Origin of the sequence: Streptomyces sp. AB3(2024) (genome assembly GCF_041862025.1) — a bacterium.
Taxonomy (GTDB): domain Bacteria; phylum Actinomycetota; class Actinomycetes; order Streptomycetales; family Streptomycetaceae; genus Streptomyces.
This window is the reverse complement of sequence record NZ_JBGWAB010000031.1, coordinates 1-19443: the sequence shown is the minus strand read 5'-3', so window position 1 is coordinate 19443 and position 19443 is coordinate 1. Positions and strand designations below refer to the sequence as shown.

The following is a 19443-nucleotide window of genomic DNA, read 5'->3' as shown; positions in this document are numbered from 1 at the left end:
CCTCCGGGGAAGTTATTCCTACTAGGTATATGCCTAACCGAAACAGCTGTGATTGGATACCGCCCACGCTCGCTCGTCAAGTAGGGAGGGTTCGTGACCAGCCCCCGCCAGACCCCGCAAGTGCCCCCGCCCCGGCCGCCGTTGGCTCCCCCACCGGCGCCGCCCGCCACCCTCGCCCTGCTCCCCGCGTACGCCGCCGCCGCGTACGGCGACCGTGAGGCGCTCGCCGACGGAGAGGTCCGCTGGACCTTCGCCGAACTGGCCGCCGAGATCGCCTCCTCCGCCCGCGCCGCCATCGCCCACGGCATCCGCCCCGGCGACCGGGTGGCCCTCTGGGCCCCGAACGGCCACCGGTGGGTCACCGCCGCCCTGGGCGCGGTCGGCGCGGGCGCCGTGCTCGTCCCGGTCAACACCCGCTACAAGCCCGCCGAGGCCGCCGACGTCATCCGCCGCAGCGGAGCCCGCGTGCTGTTCACCGAGCGCGGCTTCCTCGGCACCGACTACGCCCGCGACCTGCACGCCTCCGGAGAGGACCTCGGAGCCCTGGCCTCCACCGTGATCCTGCGCGGCGGACACGGGGAGGAGTCCTGGGAGGCGTACCTGAGCGCCGGACGGTCCGTGTCCGAGGCGGAGCGCGCCGACCGCGCCGACCGCGTCCGCCCCGACGACATCTGCGACGTCCTCTACACCTCCGGCACCACGGGCCGCTCCAAGGGGGTCACGAGCACCCACGCCCGGACCCTGCGGCTCTACGCCTCCTGGTCGGAGCTGGTCACCCTGCGCCCGGGCGACCGGTACCTGCTGGTCAACCCGTTCTTCCACACCTTCGGCTACAAGGCCGGCGTGCTCGCCTGCCTGCTGCGCGGGGTCACGATGCTCCCCGAGGCCCGGTACGACACGGACCGCATCCTGCGGCGCATGGCCGAGGAACGGGTCACCTGCCTGATGGGGCCGCCCACCGTCTTCCACGGCCTGCTGCGCCACCCGGACCGCGGCGCCCACGACCTCTCCGCGCTGCGGCTGGCCGGCACCGGCGCCGCCTCCGTACCCGCCTCCCTCGTCGAGGAGATCCGCGGCGGACTGGGCGCGCCCGACGTGTTCACCGCCTACGGACTGACCGAGTGCGGCGGGGTCGTCTCCGTCTGCCCCACCGACGCCGACGCCGACACGCTCGCCCGCACCGTCGGCCCGCCCCTGCCCGGCACCGAGGTGCGGATCACCGGCCCGCTGGGCGCGGTGCTGCCCGCCGGGGAACCCGGCGAGGTGCAGGTCCGCGGCTACCACGTCACCCCCGGCTACCTGGACGACCCGGCGGCCACCGCCGACGCGATCCTGCCCGGCGGCTGGCTGCGCACCGGGGACGTCGGCGTGCTGGACGGCCGCGGCTACCTCGCCATCACCGACCGGCTCAAGGACATGTACGTGGTCGGCGGGTTCAACGCCTACCCGGCGGAGGTCGAGAACGTGCTGGTGACCCACCCCGCGGTGGTGGACGCCGCCGTGGTCGGGGCCCCCGACGAACGGCTCGGCGAGGTGGGCGTCGCCTACCTGGTCACCAGCGCCCCGGTCACCGCCGGGGAACTGACCGCCTGGGCCCGGGAGCGGCTGGCCAACTTCAAGGTGCCCCGGCGGTTCACGGTGGTCGGGGAACTCCCGCGCAACGCGGGCGGCAAGCTGCTGAAGGAACGGCTGCGCCGCGCGGCCCGGGGGGAGTCGGCATGAGCGGCGGCCCGGACCTGGGGACCACCCCGGAACAGGACGAACTGCGCGACGCCGTCAGGGCGGTGCTCGCCCGGCACCCCGGCCACGCGGCCTGGGGCCCGCTGACGGAGCAGGTGGGCGTGGCCGCGCTGGCGGTCCCCCCGGAGTACGGCGGGCTGGGCTGCGGGCCCGCCGAGACCGGGGTGGTGATGGCGGAGCTGGGCCGGGCGCTGAGCCCCGTGCCGTACCTGGGCTCGGCGGTGCTGACCGTGCAGGTGCTGCTCGCGTCCGGGGACCGGGAGGCCTGCGCGCGGCACCTGCCGGGGCTGGCGGACGGGTCGGCGGTGGGGGCGCTCGCCTGGGCGGAGGGCCCGGACGACGGCTCCGGGACCGCGGCCGGGACCGGGAGGGGCGGGTGGGAGGACGGGGACCTCGTCACCCGGGCCGAGCCCGCCGGATCCGGCTGGCTGCTCACCGGCACCAAGCGCTACGTCCTGGCCGGCCCCGGGCGGCCCGGCCCGCTGCTGGCCTTCGCCCGGTCCCGGAACACCGGCCGCCTCGGCCTGTTCGAACTCGACGGCCCGCCGGATGGGTTCGCCGTACGGTCCACCATGGACCCGACCCGCCCGCTGGCCGTCCTGTCCCTCGACCGGACGCCGGCCCGGCTGCTCTCCCCCGACGGCGGGGCCGTCCTCGCCCGGGTCCGTGACCTGGCCTGCACCGCGCTCGCCGCCGAACAGGCTGGGGCCGCCGGACGGGCCCTGGAGGTGACGGTCCGCCACGCGAAGGAACGTACCCAGTTCGGCCGCCCCATCGGCTCCTTCCAGGCCGTCAAGCACCGGCTCGCCGACCTGTACACCGCCGTGCAGACGGCCCGCGCGCTCGCCCGCGCCGCGGCCGCCTCCGACGCCGCGCCGCAGCTGGCCGCCGCCGCCAAGTCGGCCTGCTCCGAGGCGTACGCGTACGTCGCGGGCGAGATGATCCAGCTGCACGGCGGGATCGGCATCACCTGGGAGCACGAGGCGCACACCTTCTTCAAACGCGCCCACGGCTCGGCGCAGCTCTTCGGCCCGCCCGCCGCCCACCGGGAACGGCTGGCCGCACACCTGGGGTACGCCCCGGCCCGCTGACGTACCCTCGGGCCCATGACGGGCAGCGCCATGGACCTCCGCGCGGTGGAAGCAGCCGCTCCGGCACTCGTGAACCTCTACAAGAGCGCCGGGGTGTCGCTGCGCAAGAACGGACTGGACGGCGGCCGGGCCGCCGTCTACCTGGTGCTGGACTACTCCGGATCGATGCGCCCCTACTACGCGGACGGCACCGTGCAGGCCCTCGCCGACCGGGTGCTGGGCCTGTCCGCGCACCTCGACGCCGACGGCCGGATCCCGGTCGTCTTCTTCTCCACCGAGGTGCACGCGGTGGAGGAGGTCCGCCTCGGCGGGCACGAGGGGCGGGTCACCGCCATAGCCGCCGGCCTCGGCCACATGGGGAAGACCTCGTACGACGCGGCCATGGACGCGGTCATCGACCACTACCAGGACTCGGGAACGCAGGAACCGGCGCTGGTCGTCTTCCAGACCGACGGCGGCCCCCTCAGCAAGCCCGCCGCGGAGCGGTACCTATGCAAGGCCGCCCGGCTGCCGCTGTTCTGGCAGTTCGTCGGCTTCGGGAACACCCGCAGCAGCCAGTTCGACTTCCTGCGCCGGCTGGACGAACTGCCCGTCCCGGCCCTGCGGGCGGTGGACAACGCCGGCTACTTCCACGCGGGCCCCGACCCGCGGACCGTCCCGGACGCGGTGCTCTACGACCGGCTCCTCGGGGAGTTCCCGGCGTGGCTGCGGGCGGCCCGCGCGGCGGGGATCGTGCGCGCCTGAGCGGCGGGCGGCGGGGGCAGCGCTTTGATGGGGCTATGACGACGAACAACTGGGCAGCGTTCGAGAAGGCGGAACCCGAGTTCGCGGCGGCCGTGCGGGCCCGCTTCGCGCAGTACCCGCACCACGTCCTGGGCACCCTGCGCAAGGACGGCTCGCCCCGCCTGAGCGGGCTGAACGTCGACTTCCGCGGCGGGGAGCTGTGGCTCGGCATGATGCCGGGCTCGCTGAAGGCCCTCGACCTCCAGCGCGATCCGCGGTTCGCCCTGCACACCAACCCGGGAGCCGGCGAGGACATGCCCGACGGGGACGTGCGGATCTCCGGGCGGGCGGTGGAGATCGTGGACCCGCCGGAGCTGCACCGCTACGCCGAGGAGACGGAGTCCCCGCACCCCTTCCACCTCTTCCACGCCGACCTGACGGAGGTCGTGCGGACCGGGGTGGAGGGCGAGGAGCTGGTGGTGCGGACGTGGACCCCGGCGCACGGGCTGCACACCCTGCGCCGGGGCAACGACGACGAACCCGCCCGGGAGGACCCGGTCAGCTGAACGGCAGACCCGCGAGCGGCCCGCGCACCGGACCGCCGGCCGCCGGCAGTCCGCCGACCGGTCCGAGGGCGGCCGGGTCCACGTCCACCCAGTTCCGGTCGATGTTGATCGTCACCCCGCCGAACGAGGCGTCGTGGTCCCCGCGGAACTGGTGGGCCCGGCGCGGACCGGCCCACTGCGCGGTGTGCTCGGGCAGGCCCATGTCGGCGTCGGTGACGGAGGCCGCCAGGTTCCAGCGGGCCACCCACAGCACGTCCGGCATGGCCTGTGGGGCCTGCTGGTAATGGGCGCTCAGCGCCCTGGCCCCGGAGCTCGCGGAGACGTACGCCGCCGCCCGGTAGCCCAGCTCGTGCAGACGGACCGTCCAGGCGGTGAGGTACGCGACGACGGGGGCGTCCCAGGTGGCCCGGTCGGTGTAGTTCTCCAGGTCGTTGTAGAGCACCGTGCCCGCGTCCAGGCCGAGCGAGCGGGCCGCGTCCGCGGCGCCGTCGGCCGCCTCCCGGCCCTGGTCGTTGGCCTCGGAGGGGTCGGTGGACAGGCCGGTGCTGGAGCTGTTCCAGGGCTGCGGCCCCACCCAGATCGGCATCAGGTGCCAGCCGGCCGCGGCCTGCTTGCGGACCCAGCCCGCCGTCAGCTGCGGCTGGGCGCAGGCGCGGGCCCGGCCGCCGATGTAGATGCCGACCGCGCCGAAGGGGGAGTCGGCATGCCAGGCGTCCATCGCCCGCTGGGTCGGGGCGGTGCAGGCGTCGAAGCCGGTGCCGGTGAAGGCCTGCTGGGTGGCGCGGGGCGCCGCCGCCGGGCCCGCGGCGGTGATCACCGGCGCGGTGGCGGGGGCCGGTGCGCCCTCCGGCGCGGCGGCCCGGGCCAGCAGGCCCCGTACGGCGGCCGGGTCCTCCCCGTAGGAGAGGGTGGCCATCACCCCGGTCCCGCGCAGGGCGTAGCGCAGCTCGCGGCTGTCGGCGTCGGCGGGCGGCAGCGCGGTGCCGGCGTCGACGGGGAAGGTGGGGATGTCGGCGCGGGGCGGGGCGCCGTCGATGGGCTCCAGGTGCAGGGTGTCGGCGCGGTGGGCGACGGCCCGGCCCGAGGCGCATTCGGCCTGGGTGCCGGCGTGCCCGAGGTAGAGCGCGGGGCGGTCCAGGCGCAGGCAGGCACCGGGGTGGCGGTCGAGGTCGACGACGTGCCAGCCGGCGGGGAGGGTGAGGTGCAGCCCCTGGTAGTCGACGGTCCGCCCGCCATCGGCGCCCGCGGCGGCGACGGCGGGCGACAGGGGGGCGACGGGCAGCAGCAGGGCGGCGCCGAGCAGGCACCGCAGCAGCGTTCGGGAGGGCATGGCGCCCACACTTACCAGACCCCGGACCCCTCAACTGCGTTTCCTCGCGGGCCGGATGCTCCGTCCGGCCTACCGCGCCCGGGCCCCCGCCGCCCCCGGGCGGGCCGCACCGACTGACCCCCACGCAGCCGGTGCCGCCCCTCCCCCGAGCCCGGACCCCGTCCGGTGCTCCCCCCGGGCCCGGGCTCCCCCCGCGTGCGGGGGCCACCCCAACGAGTGGTCCCCCGGGCGCGGCACCCCCGGACGGGCTCGTGCCGCCGGGTCTCACGCCGGGCAGTTGGCCGTCGTGGTCGGCGGCATGAACACGGCGTACAGGACCAGGTCCCCCGAGACCTCCACCTCGGTGCCCCTGAACCCGAGGGTCGAGTCCCCGACGTTCAGGCGGTCCGGGAGAGCCTTGTCCTCCACAGGCTCCCCGAGGTGCAGGACGGTGATCGTCCCCCTGCACGCGCCCACGTCCGGGGGCCGGCTGCCCTCCAGGAAGCCGTTGTCCGGGCCGACCGTGAACTCCCGGTCCTCGATCGGCTCGTAGCTGTACAGGAGCCCGAAGATCCGCCCGGTCACGGGGTCCTTGTTCACCTTGTTCGTCATCACCACCCAGAACCGGGCCACGGACACCTTCTGCGCCTCGCACGGCCGGTGCAGGGCGTCCGGGTGGAAGTACACGCCGTCGTACTCGGCGGCCAGGCCGTGCTTCTGCCCGTAGGTCTGCCCCTCCAGGCCCCTGAGATAGGCGGCCCGGGCGGCCTCGTCCATGTCGGCGGTCGCCTTGCAGGTGGGCGTGGGAGTCGGGGTGGGCGTCGGCGACGGGCTCGCGGACGGGGTCGGGGTCGGGCTCGGCGTAGGGCTCGGGGACGGGGTCGCGGCAGGGCTCGTCGTCCCCGTCCTCGTGCCGCCCGACGGACCGGGTGCCGCGCCCGCCGACCGGCCGGAACAGCCGACGGCGGCGGTGAGCAGACAGGCCGCCAGCACGGGCACGGCGAACCCTCGTGATCGGTTCATGGGCATCCCCCCGGACGCGTGAGAACGGGTCGCTCCCGAGCGTGACAGGGCGGGGCGGCGGGCACATCCGTAGGACCACCTACGTAAGTGCGTACCGCTCGCTACGCTTCTTCTTCTCGCCGGCCACAGGGGGGCTTCATCGTGACCAGGACCGGACCGGTGGGCCGGGAGGCCGAACTGCGGCTCCTCGACGAGGTGCTCGCCGGGCGGGGAACGGACGGCCCGCGCGTGGTGGACCTGACCGGCGCCGCGGGCATCGGCAAGAGCCGGCTGCTGACGGAACTGTGCTTACGGGCCCGGTCGCGCGGCATGAGCGTCCTGCGCGGCCGGGCCACCGAGTACGAACGGCACACCCCCTACGGGCTGTTCACCGACGCCTTCGCCGACCTGGACCCGGAGCTGCTGCGCCCCGGCACGGGCTCCGCGGCCGACCTCGCCGCGGCGGCGGCGCCCGTACTGCGGGGCATCGGGGACGGGGGCTTCGGCGAAGGGGATCCCGCGCCCGGGGACCCCGGCGGCGACCGGGCCGACGGCAGCGACCGGGCCGACGGCCACCGCGACGGCGGCCACCGCGCCGAGCCCGACGCCCCGTACACCGACCGCTTCGCCGTGCACCGGGCCACCGCCCGCCTGCTCGCCGCCCTCAGCCGCACCGGGTCGGGGCTGCTCATCGCCCTCGACGACCTCCACTGGGCGGATCCCGCCTCCCTGGAACTCCTCGACCACCTCGTCCGGCACCCGCCGCACGCCCCCGTCCTCACCGCCGTCGCCCGGCGCGACCGCCAGACCTCGGCCTCGCTCACCGCCGCCCTGACCCGCGGAGTGGACACCGGCGCGGTGCTCCGGCTCGGCCTGGGCCCGCTGCCCGAGCGGGACTGCGTCGAGCGGCTCGCCCCCGGGCTGCGACCGGAGCGGGCCGCCCGGCTCTACGCGGCCAGCGGGGGCAACCCGCTGTACTTCCTGACCCTGCTCCAGGCCCAGGAACCCGGCGCCGGGGCTCGTTCCCCGCTCGGCGGACTCGGCTCGCTGCTGATGGACGAACTGACCCCGCTGACCCCGGCGCAGCGCCGCACCGTCGAAGCCGTGGCCGTGCTCGGCGACCACGCCACCCCCGCGCTGCTGGCGGAACTCGCCGCGGGCCCCGCCGGGGAACTCGACGCCACCCTGCGGGCGCTGGCCCTGCGCGACCTGGCGCGGCCCGGCCCTGCCGGGAGCTGGACCCTGCGCCACCCGGTGCTGCGCACGGTCGTCCACGAGAACGCCGACCACCGGCGCCGCATCCGCATGCACCGCACCGCCGCCGAGGCACTGGCCCGCGCCGGGGCCCCGGCGCCCGTCCGGGCCCACCACGTCGAGCAGGCTCTCACCGGCTGGGACCCGGCCGGTGCCGCCGTACTGCTGGAGGCGGCCGCACTCGCCTCGGCCACGGCGCCCGCGAGCTCCGCGCACTGGCTCGCGGCCGTCCTGCGGGTACTGCCGGACGGGCCCCGGTACGCCGGGCAGCGCCTCGCCCTGATGCTGGACCGGGCCCGCGCCCTGAGCGTCTGCGGCGAACTGCGGGCGGGACGCGACCTGCTGGCCGAAGTGATCGACGCGGTACCGCCGGACGACGAGAGCGGACTGCGCCCGGCCGCGGTCACCCTGTGCGCCTCGCTGGAGCGCCACCTCGGCCGGTACGGGCGGGCCGAGGCGCTGCTGCGCCGGGAACTGTCGCGCAGCCCCGCCCCGCCGCCTTCCGACCTGCTGGCCCTCGGCATCGAACTCGGTTCCTCCGCCCCGCACTCGACCCCGTACCCCGCGGTCCGCACGGATGTCCTGCGCACCCGCGAGCTGGCCCGTCGGCTGGGCGACGCGGCCGCCGAGGCGGACGCGCTGGCCCTGATGGCACTGGGCGAGGCCTACGAGGGCGGGCTCGACGCCGCCGCGCGGTACGCCGACCGGGCCGACGCCCTGCTGGAGACCCTCACCGACCGCGACCTGGCCCTGCGGGGGGAGTCCCGGGCCCGGCTCAGCGCCGCCTCGTTCTATCTGGAGCGCTACGGGGAGGCGCAGCGGCACGCCGACCGGGGACTGGCGCTCGCCCGCCGGGTCGGCCCCCCGCACATCCTGTCCCACCTGTTGCAGTGCAAGGCCAACGCGCTGATGAGCACCTGCCGGCTGCACCCGGCGCTGGAGCTCGTCGAGGAGGCCGAGACCATCGCGCGCGGGATCGGCAACCCGGACCTGCTGGCCCTCGCGCTCACCAACAAGGCCCAGGTGCTGCTCGCCTCCCTGCCGCCGGGGGACCCCGAGTCGCTCGCCGTCGCCGAGGAGGCGGCGGCCGTCGCGGGCCCGCGCACCAGCTGGTGGGCCTCTCTGGCCTGGTGCGTGCTCGGGTACGCGGCCCTGTTCGCCGGGAAGCCCGAGCGGGCCCGCACGGCCGTGCTCCGAGCGGCCCGCCCCGACCTGTCGGGGCTCCAGCCGTCGATGCGCCCGCTGTTCCTGGAGGCCCTGGTGACGGCCAACGTCGCGGGCGGCGACCTCGAATCCGCCGACGGCTGGGCCGCCCTGGCCACCGCGGACGCGCAGCGGCTCGGGCTGCCCACGCAGCGGGCCTCGGCCCTGCGCAGCACCGCGCAGGTCCTGGCCGCCCGGGGCAGGACCGCCGAGGCGGCCGAGGCGTACGCGGACTCGGCGCGGGAGGCGGCCCGCTCCGGGGCCACCCTGTGGGAGGCCCAGTCCCTGCTGCTCGGCGCCTCCGTGGCGGCGGACGGCCCGGCGGAGGCGATGTGGCACCGGGGCCGCGGCCTGGCGGAGTCGGGCGGCGCCCGCCTCCTGACGGGTCTGGCGGACCTGATCCGCCCGTCAACGCCCGCCGCTCCCGCTCCCGCTCCCCCGCTGCCCGGCCTCACCCCCCGGGAACGCGAGATCGCCGCCCTGGTCGCCGAGGGCCTCACGACGGCGTCCATCGCGGCCCGCCTGCACCTGAGCCCGCGCACGGTGGACACCCACCTGTCCCACATCTACCGCAAGACGGGCCTCACCACCCGCTCCGCCCTGGCGGCCCTCACGGCCCGCACGACGCAGGCTCCTTGACCCGCCCGGTCCGGCGGACGAAGCGGAGACGGAAGCCCCGACCGGGACCCGGCCCCCTTCACCCTGACCTGCCCCACGGGCGACCCGGCGAGCATCACCGTCCCCCTCGGCCCCGGCCTGTCCGGCGGCTTCGGCGCCGTGGTCACCGCCTCCTCCCCGTCCATACGCTGGGGCGCCGTGGTGGTCCAGCCCGAGTAACCGCCCCACTGGCCGCCCGCCCCTCCCCACGGAACCCCGTGCAGAACCGCGTTCAAAGCAGGATGGGTTCACTCTTTGGCGTCGCATACCGTGGGAGCCAATGGAGCACGCAGAACGTCCGGGAGGCAGCGTGAGCGGCAGTGAGTGGACCAGCGCGTCAATGCCGTACCTGGCCCCACGCGCGTCCGGCGCCACCGATGCGTGGACAGAAGAGGCCCGGGCTGCGGGCCGGCGGGGAAGCCAGCGCATCGTCCACGCCGGGGAGGTCCCGGCGCCGCCTGCCGTCGCGGCCCTCCTCGGCGTCGGGGACGGGGACGCCGTCGTCGTACGCCGCCGGATCATCGAACTCGACGGCGAACCGACCGAACTGACGGACACCTACTACCCCGCGGCCATCGCGTCGGGCACCCCTCTGTCCGCCCCGGGAAAGATCCGCGGCGGCGCCGTGACCCTGCTCGCCGCCTTCGGGCACACCGGCGTACGGGTCGTCGAGAACGTGACGGCCAGGATGCCGGGCGACGAGGAATGCGATCACCTGCGCCTCGGACCGGGCGAACCGGTACTCCAGCTCTCCCGCACCACCTACGACGCGGAGGACCGGCCGATCCAGGCAGACGTGATGGTCATGCCCGCCAACCGCCGGCAGCTGCGCTACGAGATCAGGATCGGATGACCGTACCCAACCCCGAAACCGAAGGGCTGCTGCCCGGTGACCTTCCGGTCCTGCGCACCCTCCGCACGGTGTACGGGGACGGCGGCCGCCCCGTGGAGGTCACCGTCATGGTGAAGGCCGGACACCTCTACGAGCTCCGGTACGAGTCCGCCCCCGAGTAGCCCGCCCCCGGAAACGCCACCGCGCCCGCCATCCCTGGTCGGGGACATGGCGGGCGCGGTGTCAGAATTCCGCACGTCGTTGTACGGACCGTATGAGGGGTCCCGCCCCGGAGGGGGCGGGGGCGACGGTGGTTACACCGTCAGGGAGCGGTCCGTCGGCTTGACCGGGTACGGGAGGGCGCTGCTGCCGGTCAGGAAGCGGTCCACGCCGCGGGCGGCCGAGCGGCCCTCCGCGATGGCCCAGACGATCAGCGACTGGCCGCGGCCCGCGTCACCGGCGACGAAGACGCCGTCGACGTTGGTCGCGTAGGAGGCGTCGCGGTCGATGTTGCCGCGCGCGTCCAGCTCCAGCCCGAACTGCTGGACCAGGCCGTTCTCCTGGTCGGTGCCCGTAAAGCCCATCGCCAGGGTGACCAGCTGCGCGGGGAGGACGCGCTCGGTGCCCGGCTTCTGGACGAGCTTGCCGTCCTCGAAGGCGACCTCGACCAGGTGGAGGGACTGGACGTTGCCGTCCTCGTCGCCCTCGAAGTGGGTGGTGGAGACGGAGTAGACCCGCTCGCCGCCCTCCTCGTGGGCCGAGGTGACCTTGTAGAGCATGGGGAACGTCGGCCAGGGCTGGTTGGCGTTCCGGTCCTCGCCCGGCTTCGGCATGATCTCCAGCTGGGTGACCGAGGCCGCGCCCTGGCGGTGGGCGGTGCCGACGCAGTCCGCGCCGGTGTCGCCGCCGCCGATGACGATCACGTGCTTGCCCTCGGCGGTGATCGGCGGGGCCAGGAAGTCGCCTTCCTGGACCTTGTTCGCGAGGGGGAGGTACTCCATCGCGAGGTGGATGCCGTTGAGCTCACGGCCGGGGACCGGCAGGTCGCGGGAGACGGTGGCGCCCGCCGCGATCACGACCGCGTCGAACCGCTTGCGCAGGTCGCCGGCGGTGATGTCGCGGCCGACCTCGATGCCCGTGCGGAACTTGGTGCCTTCCGCGCGCATCTGCTCGATGCGGCGGTTGATGTGCACCTTCTCCATCTTGAACTCGGGGATGCCGTAGCGCAGCAGCCCGCCGATGCGGTCGGCGCGCTCGTACACCACCACGGTGTGGCCGGCCCGCGTCAGCTGCTGGGCGGCGGCCAGACCGGCGGGGCCGGAGCCGATGACGGCGGCGGTCTTGCCGGACAGGCGCTCGGGCGCCTGCGGGGTGACGTCGCCGTTGTCCCAGGCCTTGTCGATGATCGAGACTTCGACGTTCTTGATGGTGACGGCCGGCTGGTTGATGCCGAGCACGCACGCCGACTCACAGGGAGCCGGGCACAGACGGCCCGTGAACTCCGGGAAGTTGTTCGTCGCGTGCAGCCGCTCCGACGCCGCCGCCCAGTCCTCGCGGTACGCGTAGTCGTTCCACTCGGGGATCAGGTTCCCGAGCGGGCAGCCGTTGTGACAGAACGGGATGCCGCAGTCCATGCAGCGCCCGGCCTGCTTGCTGATGATCGGGAGCAGCGAGCCCGGGACGTAGACCTCGTTCCAGTCCTTCAGCCGGTCGGCGACGGGACGGGAACAGGCGGTCTCGCGGGGGGTGGTGAGGAAGCCCTTCGGGTCAGCCATGGGTCGCCGCCTCCATCATCTTCTCCGTGGTCTCGGACTCCGAGAGTCCGGCCAGCTCGGCGGCGTCCTTGGCGGCGAGCACTGCCTTGTACGTGGTGGGGATGATCTTGCTGAAGCGGTCCACCGCGGCGTCCCAGTCAGCCAGGAGCTTCGCGGCCACGGTCGAGCCGGTCTCCTCCTCGTGGCGGCGCACCACATCGTGCAGCCACTGCTTGTCGGCGTCGGAGAGGTCGGTCTCGACCGCCTCAGCGTTGCCGGCGTTGACGTGGTGGAGGTCGAGGTCGATGACGTACGCGACGCCGCCCGACATGCCCGCCGCGAAGTTGCGGCCGGTCTCGCCCAGGACGACCGCCCGGCCGCCGGTCATGTACTCGCAGCCGTGGTCGCCCACGCCCTCCGAGACGACCAGCGCGCCGGAGTTGCGGACGCAGAAGCGTTCGCCGGTGCGGCCGCGCAGGAACATCTCGCCGCCGGTGGCACCGTAGCCGATGGTGTTGCCGGCGATGGTGGAGTACTCGGCGAGGTGGTCGGCGCCACGGTCCGGGCGGACGACGATCCGGCCGCCGGACAGGCCCTTGCCGACGTAGTCGTTGGCGTCGCCCTCCAGGCGGAGAGTGATGCCCTTCGGCAGGAAGGCTCCGAAGGACTGGCCGGCGCTGCCGGTGAAGGTGAGGTCGATGGTGTTGTCGGGCAGGCCCGCACCGCCGAACTTCTTCGTGACCTCGTGGCCGAGCATGGTGCCGACGGTCCGGTTGATGTTGCGGATCGCGACCTGGGCGCGGACCGGCTGGGCGGCCTCCGCGGTCTCGGCGGCGAGCGCGTCGGCCGCGAGCTTGATCAGCTCGTTGTCGAGGGCCTTCTCCAGACCGTGGTCCTGCTCGATCAGGGCGTGGCGGACCGCGCCCTCGGGCAGCTCCGGCACGTAGAAGAGGGGTGCGAGGTCGAGCCCCTGCGCCTTCCAGTGCGTGACGGCCTTGCTGGTGTCGAGGAGCTCGGCGTGACCGACGGCCTCCTCGATCGTGCGGAAGCCCAGCTCGGCGAGGATCTCGCGCACCTCCTCCGCGATGAACTCGAAGAAGTTGACGACGAACTCGGGCTTGCCGGAGAAGCGGTCGCGCAGGACCGGGTTCTGGGTGGCGATGCCGACCGGGCAGGTGTCCAGGTGGCAGACGCGCATCATGACGCAGCCGGAGACGACGAGCGGCGCGGTCGCGAAACCGAACTCCTCGGCGCCGAGCAGCGCGGCGATGACCACGTCGCGGCCGGTCTTGAGCTGGCCGTCCGTCTGGACCACGATGCGGTCGCGCAGCCCGTTGAGCAGCAGGGTCTGCTGGGTCTCGGCGAGGCCGAGCTCCCAGGGGCCGCCCGCGTGCTTGAGCGAGGTGAGCGGGGAGGCGCCCGTTCCGCCGTCGTGGCCGGAGATGAGGACGACGTCCGCGTGGGCCTTGGAGACACCGGCGGCCACGGTCCCGACGCCGACCTCGGACACGAGCTTCACGTGGATGCGCGCGGCCGGGTTGGCGTTCTTGAGGTCGTGGATCAGCTGGGCCAGGTCCTCGATGGAGTAGATGTCGTGGTGCGGCGGCGGGGAGATGAGCCCCACGCCCGGCGTCGAGTGACGCGTCTTGGCGACCCACGGGTAGACCTTGTGGCCGGGCAGCTGGCCGCCCTCGCCGGGCTTGGCGCCCTGCGCCATCTTGATCTGGATGTCGTCCGCGTTGACCAGGTACTCGGAGGTGACGCCGAAGCGGCCGGAGGCGACCTGCTTGATCGACGAACGCCGCGCCGGGTCGTACAGGCGGTCCGGGTCCTCGCCGCCCTCACCGGTGTTGGACTTGGCGCCCAGCTGGTTCATGGCGATGGCGAGGGTCTCGTGCGCCTCCTTGGAGATGGAGCCGTACGACATGGCGCCGGTGGAGAAGCGCTTGACGATCTCGGAGACCGGCTCGACCTCGTCGAGGGGGATCGAGGGGCGGTCCGGGGCGAAGCCGAACAGGCCGCGGAGCGTCATCAGGCGCTCGGACTGCTCGTTCACCCGGTCGGTGTACTGCCGGAAGATGTCGTACCGGCGGTTGCGGGTGGCGTGCTGGAGGCGGAAGACCGTCTCCGGGTCGAAGAGGTGCGGCTCGCCCTCGCGGCGCCACTGGTACTCGCCGCCGATCTCCAGCGCGCGGTGCGTGGCCGCGATGCCGGAGGCCGGGTACGCCTTGGCGTGGCGGGCGGCCACCTCCTTGGCGATGACGTCCAGGCCTGCGCCGCCGATCTTGGTGGCGGTGCCGCTGAAGTAGGTGCCGACGAACTCCTCGTCGAGGCCGACGGCCTCGAACACCTGGGCGCCGCGGTAGGAGGCGACCGTGGAGATGCCCATCTTGGACATGACCTTCAGGACGCCCTTGCCGAGCGCGTAGATCAGGTTCTTGATGGCCCGCTCCGGCTCCAGGCCGGACAGGAAGGTGCCCGCGCGCAGCAGGTCCTCGACGGACTCCATCGCCAGGTACGGGTTGACCGCGGCCGCGCCGTAGCCGATGAGCAGCGCGACGTGGTGGACCTCGCGGACGTCACCGGCCTCGACCAGCAGGCCCACCTGGGTGCGCTGCTTGGTGGCGATGAGGTGGTGGTGCACCACGGAGGTGAGCAGCAGCGACGGGATCGGCGCGTGCTCGGCGTCCGAGTGGCGGTCCGACAGGACGATCAGGCGGGCGCCGGCCTCGATGGCCGCGTCGGCCTCGGCGCGGATCTCCTCGATCCGCGCGGCGAGCGCCTGGCCGCCGCCCGAGACCCGGTACAGGCCCGAGAGGGTGGCCGCCTTCATGCCCGGCATGTCGCCGTCGGCGTTGACGTGTATGAGCTTGGCCAGCTCGTCGTTGTCGATCACCGGGAAGGGCAGGGTGACGCTGCGGCAGGACGCGGCGGTCGGCTCCAGCAGGTTGCCCTGGGGGCCCAGCGAGGACAGCAGCGAGGTGACGAGCTCCTCGCGGATGGCGTCCAGCGGCGGGTTGGTGACCTGCGCGAAGAGCTGGGTGAAGTAGTCGAAGAGCAGCCGGGGGCGCTCGGACAGGGCCGCGATCGGCGAGTCCGTGCCCATGGAGCCGAGCGGCTCGCCGCCCGTACGGGCCATGGGCGCGAGGATGACGCGCAGCTCTTCCTCGGTGTAGCCGAAGGTCTGCTGGCGACGGGTGACCGAGGCGTGGGTGTGGACGATGTGCTCGCGCTCGGGCAGGTCCGTCAGCTCGATCTCGCCGGTCTCCAGCCATTCGGCGTAGGGGGCGGCGGCGGCCAGCTCGTTCTTGATCTCGTCGTCCTCGATGATCCGCTTCTGGGCGGTGTCGACGAGGAACATCTTGCCGGGCTGCAGGCGGCCCTTGCGGACGACCCTGGCCGGGTCGATGTCGAGGACGCCGACCTCGGAGCCGAGGACGACGAGGCCGTCGTCGGTGACCCAGTAGCGGCCGGGGCGCAGACCGTTGCGGTCGAGGACCGCGCCGACCTGGGTGCCGTCGGTGAAGGTGACGCAGGCCGGTCCGTCCCAGGGCTCCATCATCGTGGAGTGGTACTGGTAGAACGCGCGGCGGGCCGGGGCCATGGAGGTGTGGTTCTCCCACGCCTCCGGGATCATCATCAGCACGCTGTGCGGCAGCGACCGGCCGCCGAGGTGGAGCAGCTCCAGGACCTCGTCGAAGGAGGCCGAGTCGGAGGCGTCCGGGGTACAGATCGGGAAGATGCGGTCCAGGGCGCCGTCGCCGAAGGCGCCGGAGGCCAGCTGGGACTCGCGGGCCTTCATCCAGTTCCGGTTGCCCTTGACCGTGTTGATCTCGCCGTTGTGCGCGACGAAGCGGTACGGGTGGGCGAGCGGCCAGGACGGGAAGGTGTTCGTCGAGAACCGGGAGTGGACCAGGGCGAGCGTCGACGCGAAGCGGCGGTCGGAGAGGTCCGGGAAGAAGGGCTCCAGCTGGCCGGTGGTCAGCATGCCCTTGTAGACGATGGTCCGGGCGGAGAGCGACGGGAAGTAGACCCCGGCCTCGCGCTCGGCGCGCTTGCGCAGCACGAAGGCCTTGCGGTCCAGCTCGATGCCGGTCGTCCCGTTGCTCACGAACAGCTGCGAGAAGGCCGGCATGGTGGCGCGGGCGCCGTTTCCGAGCAGGTCGGGGGTGACCGGGACCTCGCGCCAGCCGAGGACCGTGAGGTTCTCCTCGGCGGCGATGGCCTCGATCCGCTCCACGGCGACGGCCTGTGCGGTGCCGTCGGCGGGGAGGAAGGCGATGCCGACGGCGTACGCGCCGGCCTCGGGGAGCTCGAAGCCGGCGACCTCGCGCAGGAAGGCGTCCGGCACCTGGGACAGGATTCCGGCGCCGTCGCCCGAGTCCGGCTCGGATCCGGTGGCGCCGCGGTGCTCAAGGTTCCGCAGTACGGTCAGCGCCTGCTCGACGAGAGTGTGGGTCGCCTCGCCGGTGAGGTTCGCCACGAATCCGACGCCACAGGCGTCCTTCTCGTTGCGCGGGTCGTACATGCCCTGCTGGGCGGGGCGACCGTCCATGGGCGACCAGGCGGTGGTGCTGGGGCCGGTCGCGGAGTGCGTGGATGCGGAACGCATCGGCTCTCCCGTCGTCGTCGTGGCATATGTGCATAGCCGAGGGACGACGTTGGCCCTCTGCGAAATTTCGTGCAGGTTACATGATGACGGCAATCCCGAGAAGCGGATATGGCGTTCCAACATGCGGACTTCGCACGAGGCAGGAAAGAAGGACCTTCGCTGGGCTGCGGGGGCTCCTACATGGACTTCTGTGGACACAACACGGGGCGAAGGTCCCGGCGTGAGGCGGGCATCGTTGCCCGTGCGCTCTGGTCTGATGCCCCGCGGTCACGGAATCGAAACCGCCGGGTAACGGACTACTTATGTTGCGTACCGCATAGTGTCTCACTCTCGCGACGGTTAGCCTACGACGCCACCGATCCAGGTTCCCAGGATGTACGTCACACCGGCGGCCGCACCACCCAGGAGCAGCTGGCGGGCTCCGCTGTACCACCAGGACCGGGCGGTGACCCGCGCGACGACCGCGCCGCAGGCGAAGAGTCCGACGAGCGCGAGCAGCACGGCCGGCCACAGGGCGGTCGCCCCGAGCAGGTACGGCAGCAGGGGCAGCAGCGCGCCCAGCGCGAAGGACCCGAAGGACGAGACGGCGGCGACGAGCGGCGAGGGCAGGTCGTCCGGGTCTATCCCGAGCTCCTCGCGGGCGTGGATCTCCAGCGCCTGCTCCGGGTCGCGGGAGAGCTGCATGGCGACCTCGCGGGCGAGGGCGGGCTCGACGCCGCGCGAGACGTAGAGCTCGGCGAGCTCCTCCATCTCGTCGACGGGGTGCTTGCGCAGCTGCTGGCGCTCCACGTCCAGCTCGGCGAGGACCAGCTCGCGCTGCGAGGCGACGGAGGTGTACTCCCCGGCCGCCATCGAGAAGGCGCCGGCCGCGAGGCCCGCCAGACCGGTGATGACGATGGTCTGCGGGGCGACGGCGCCGCCGGCCACGCCGGTCATCAGCGCGAGGTTGGAGACGAGGCCGTCCATGGCGCCGAACACGGCGGGCCGCAGCCATCCGCCGTTGACGTCGCGGTGGGTGTGGTTGTCGCGGTGGGCGGTGTGCAGCGGCGCTTCGATGTCGATGATGGACATGCGTCGAATCTCCCCTTTTCGTACGAGTGGGTACGCGAAGGCAACGCGCAGCCGTGCCCACCATCCGGGCACCCCCCTGAACACCTCGAAACTACGCACGATTTCTGCCGCTCGCCAGCAAGGAAGGCCGTACTTACCTGGGGTTTCACGGGTCGGCGACCGGGTGACGGCGACGTTCGCGGGGTGTTTCGCGGCGAGCGACAAACCTCATGCCGTGGCACAAATCCCCCAAGGGCTCATCATGAGTCCCATCAAGTGGAGAGGCGCGCCATGGAGCTGATCGCATCCCTTCCGCAGGCCCATCCGCAGGTCGTCCTCGAACGGGCCAGGGGCGCTCTTCTCGGCCTCGCGGTGGGCGATGCGCTGGGCGCCCCCGCGGAGAACATGAAGCCGTCGGAGATCCGGGCGAAGTGGGGCCGCATCGAGGGCTTCGTCTCGGACGACCCGGCGGGCACGGACGACACGGAGTACGCCATCTTCTCGGGCCTGCTGCTGGCCCGGCACGGCTCGGCGCTCACCGTCGCGCACGTCGAACGGGCCTGGCACCACTGGATCGCGGACCTGGACGAGGGCCCCTTCCGCGGGGCCGGCTTCTCGGAGCGCGGCACCCTGGAGAACCTCCGGCGGGGCCTGGCCGCGCCCATCTCGGCGCAACACCGCCACGCCTGGAGCGACGGCCTCGCCATGCGGGCGGCCCCGTTCGGGGTGTTCGCGGCGGGCCGCCCGGCGGAGGCCGCCCGGCTCGTCGCCATCGACGGCTCGGTCAGCCACGACGGCGAGGGCATCTACGGGGGCCAGGCCGTGGCCGCCGGCGTCGCGGCGGCGATGGCCGGCGGCTCCCCCGCCTCCGTGGTCTCGGCGGCCCTGTCGGTCATCCCGTCCGACTCCTGGACGGCCCGCTCCCTGCGGCGCGCCGTCACCGCCGCCCCGCGCGGGGAGCGGGCGGTGCGCTCGGCGGTGGTCATCGGGGGCTACCCGTGGACGGACCTCGCCCCGGAGGCGGTGGGCCTGGCGTTCGGGGCCTTCGCCGCCTGCGCGGGCGACTTCTCCGCCTCCGTCCTGACCGCCGTCAACATGGGCCGGGACGCCGACACCACCGCCGCCGTGGCCGGCTCCCTGGCCGGGGCCCTGTCCGGCGCGGCCGCGATCCCCGCCGCCTGGGCATCGGCCATCGGCCCGGTCCGGGGCAGTTGCCTCCCCTCGATGCGGGGCTACCACGTCCTGGACATCGCGGACCTCCTCACCCCGGAAACCGAGCCGCCCCGATGACCCACACTCCGGACGCCCCTCCGGCTCCGCCCCTGCCCACCGCTCCGGCCCCGGGAACGCCCCCTGCTCCGGCTCCGGGGACGGGCGCGACCCCGGGCACGGGCACGGGCGCGGGCGCGGGCGCGGAGGCGCCCGTTACGGGCGCGGGCGCGGCCCCGGACACGGGCTCGGTTCCGGATCCGGCAGTGGGGAGCGGAGGAGGGGGTGGGGTGGCCGTTGGGCGCGTGGTCCCGGGCGGGGCCGGGGGACCGGCCCCGGAGTTCGTGCGGGTCCGGGCGTGGGGTGCCGCCCCCCCGCGCCCCGCGCCGCCGCCCCCCCCCGCCCCCACCCCCCCCCCATCGGAACACCAAAACACATAAA

The 19443-nt window shown here is 73.9% G+C and carries 13 protein-coding genes and 1 pseudogene; 9 read left to right on the top strand and 5 right to left on the bottom strand.

Annotation, left to right across the window (positions count from 1 at the left end; translation table 11 throughout):
- Positions 1 to 93: 93 nt before the first annotated feature.
- Genes ACEPPI_RS15365 through ACEPPI_RS15350 form a run of 4 tightly spaced genes read left to right on the top strand, consistent with a single transcriptional unit; the run spans position 94 to position 4120 of the window.
- On the top strand, positions 94 to 1722 hold the full coding sequence (locus ACEPPI_RS15365; RefSeq protein ID WP_373915776.1) for a FadD3 family acyl-CoA ligase: 1629 nt from the start codon (positions 94 to 96) through the stop codon (positions 1720 to 1722).
- Complete coding sequence (locus ACEPPI_RS15360; RefSeq protein WP_373915775.1) at positions 1719 to 2831, top strand: acyl-CoA dehydrogenase family protein; 1113 nt, start codon at positions 1719 to 1721, stop codon at positions 2829 to 2831. Before ACEPPI_RS15365 ends, ACEPPI_RS15360 begins: the two co-directional genes overlap by 4 nt.
- 15 nt (positions 2832 to 2846) lie before the next feature.
- A complete protein-coding gene (locus tag ACEPPI_RS15355; RefSeq protein ID WP_373915774.1) occupies positions 2847 to 3575 on the top strand; it encodes a VWA domain-containing protein in 729 nt (242 codons plus the stop codon).
- A gap of 35 nt (positions 3576 to 3610) precedes the next feature.
- Positions 3611 to 4120 carry a pyridoxamine 5'-phosphate oxidase family protein gene (locus tag ACEPPI_RS15350; RefSeq protein WP_373915773.1) on the top strand — a complete coding sequence of 170 codons (510 nt, stop codon included), beginning with the start codon at positions 3611 to 3613 and terminating at the stop codon, positions 4118 to 4120.
- On the opposite strand, the gene ACEPPI_RS15345 is transcribed toward ACEPPI_RS15350, so the two are convergent.
- Both ACEPPI_RS15345 and ACEPPI_RS15340 read right to left on the bottom strand, forming a co-directional pair.
- Entirely contained in the window at positions 4113 to 5450 is a 1338-nt protein-coding gene (locus ACEPPI_RS15345) for a DUF1906 domain-containing protein (RefSeq protein WP_373915772.1), read from the bottom strand. The two genes, ACEPPI_RS15350 and ACEPPI_RS15345, sit on opposite strands and share 8 nt — an antisense overlap.
- Positions 5451 to 5714: 264 nt before the next feature.
- On the bottom strand, positions 5715 to 6206 hold the full coding sequence (locus ACEPPI_RS15340; RefSeq protein ID WP_373915771.1) for a hypothetical protein: 492 nt from the start codon (positions 6204 to 6206) through the stop codon (positions 5715 to 5717).
- Positions 6207 to 6231: 25 nt separating this feature from the next.
- On the opposite strand from ACEPPI_RS15340, the gene ACEPPI_RS15335 reads away from it, so the two are divergent.
- The 4 genes and pseudogenes from ACEPPI_RS15335 to ACEPPI_RS15320 form a co-directional block, all read left to right on the top strand.
- Positions 6232 to 6474, top strand: a complete 243-nt coding sequence (locus ACEPPI_RS15335) for a hypothetical protein (protein ID WP_373915770.1) — start codon at positions 6232 to 6234, stop codon at positions 6472 to 6474.
- Between the two features lie 119 nt (positions 6475 to 6593).
- Positions 6594 to 9527 (top strand): AAA family ATPase, encoded by a 2934-nt coding sequence (locus ACEPPI_RS15330; RefSeq protein ID WP_373915769.1) that lies wholly within the window; start codon positions 6594 to 6596, stop codon positions 9525 to 9527.
- A gap of 328 nt (positions 9528 to 9855) precedes the next feature.
- Entirely contained in the window at positions 9856 to 10398 is a 543-nt protein-coding gene (locus ACEPPI_RS15325) for a GntR family transcriptional regulator (RefSeq protein WP_373915768.1), read from the top strand.
- Positions 10399 to 10427: 29 nt separating this feature from the next.
- Positions 10428 to 10559, top strand: a pseudogene (locus ACEPPI_RS15320) (GntR family transcriptional regulator); the annotation flags it as partial.
- 132 nt (positions 10560 to 10691) lie between these two features.
- Here the strand turns inward: ACEPPI_RS15320 and ACEPPI_RS15315 are convergent.
- The 3 genes from ACEPPI_RS15315 to ACEPPI_RS15305 all read right to left on the bottom strand — a co-directional run bounded on the left by ACEPPI_RS15315 (position 10692) and on the right by ACEPPI_RS15305 (position 17814).
- Positions 10692 to 12152, bottom strand: a complete 1461-nt coding sequence (locus tag ACEPPI_RS15315) for a glutamate synthase subunit beta (RefSeq protein WP_373915767.1) — start codon at positions 12150 to 12152, stop codon at positions 10692 to 10694.
- Positions 12145 to 16686, bottom strand: coding sequence for a glutamate synthase large subunit (gene gltB / locus ACEPPI_RS15310; protein ID WP_373915828.1), 4542 nt, complete (start codon positions 16684 to 16686; stop codon positions 12145 to 12147). The genes ACEPPI_RS15315 and gltB overlap by 8 nt, the downstream gene beginning before the upstream one ends.
- A 396-nt stretch (positions 16687 to 17082) precedes the next feature.
- Positions 17083 to 17814 (bottom strand): VIT1/CCC1 transporter family protein, encoded by a 732-nt coding sequence (locus tag ACEPPI_RS15305; RefSeq protein WP_266838522.1) that lies wholly within the window; start codon positions 17812 to 17814, stop codon positions 17083 to 17085.
- 270 nt (positions 17815 to 18084) lie between these two features.
- On the opposite strand from ACEPPI_RS15305, the gene ACEPPI_RS15300 reads away from it, so the two are divergent.
- Positions 18085 to 19083 (top strand): ADP-ribosylglycohydrolase family protein, encoded by a 999-nt coding sequence (locus tag ACEPPI_RS15300; protein ID WP_266838523.1) that lies wholly within the window; start codon positions 18085 to 18087, stop codon positions 19081 to 19083.
- The last annotated feature ends 360 nt before the right edge of the window (positions 19084 to 19443 follow it).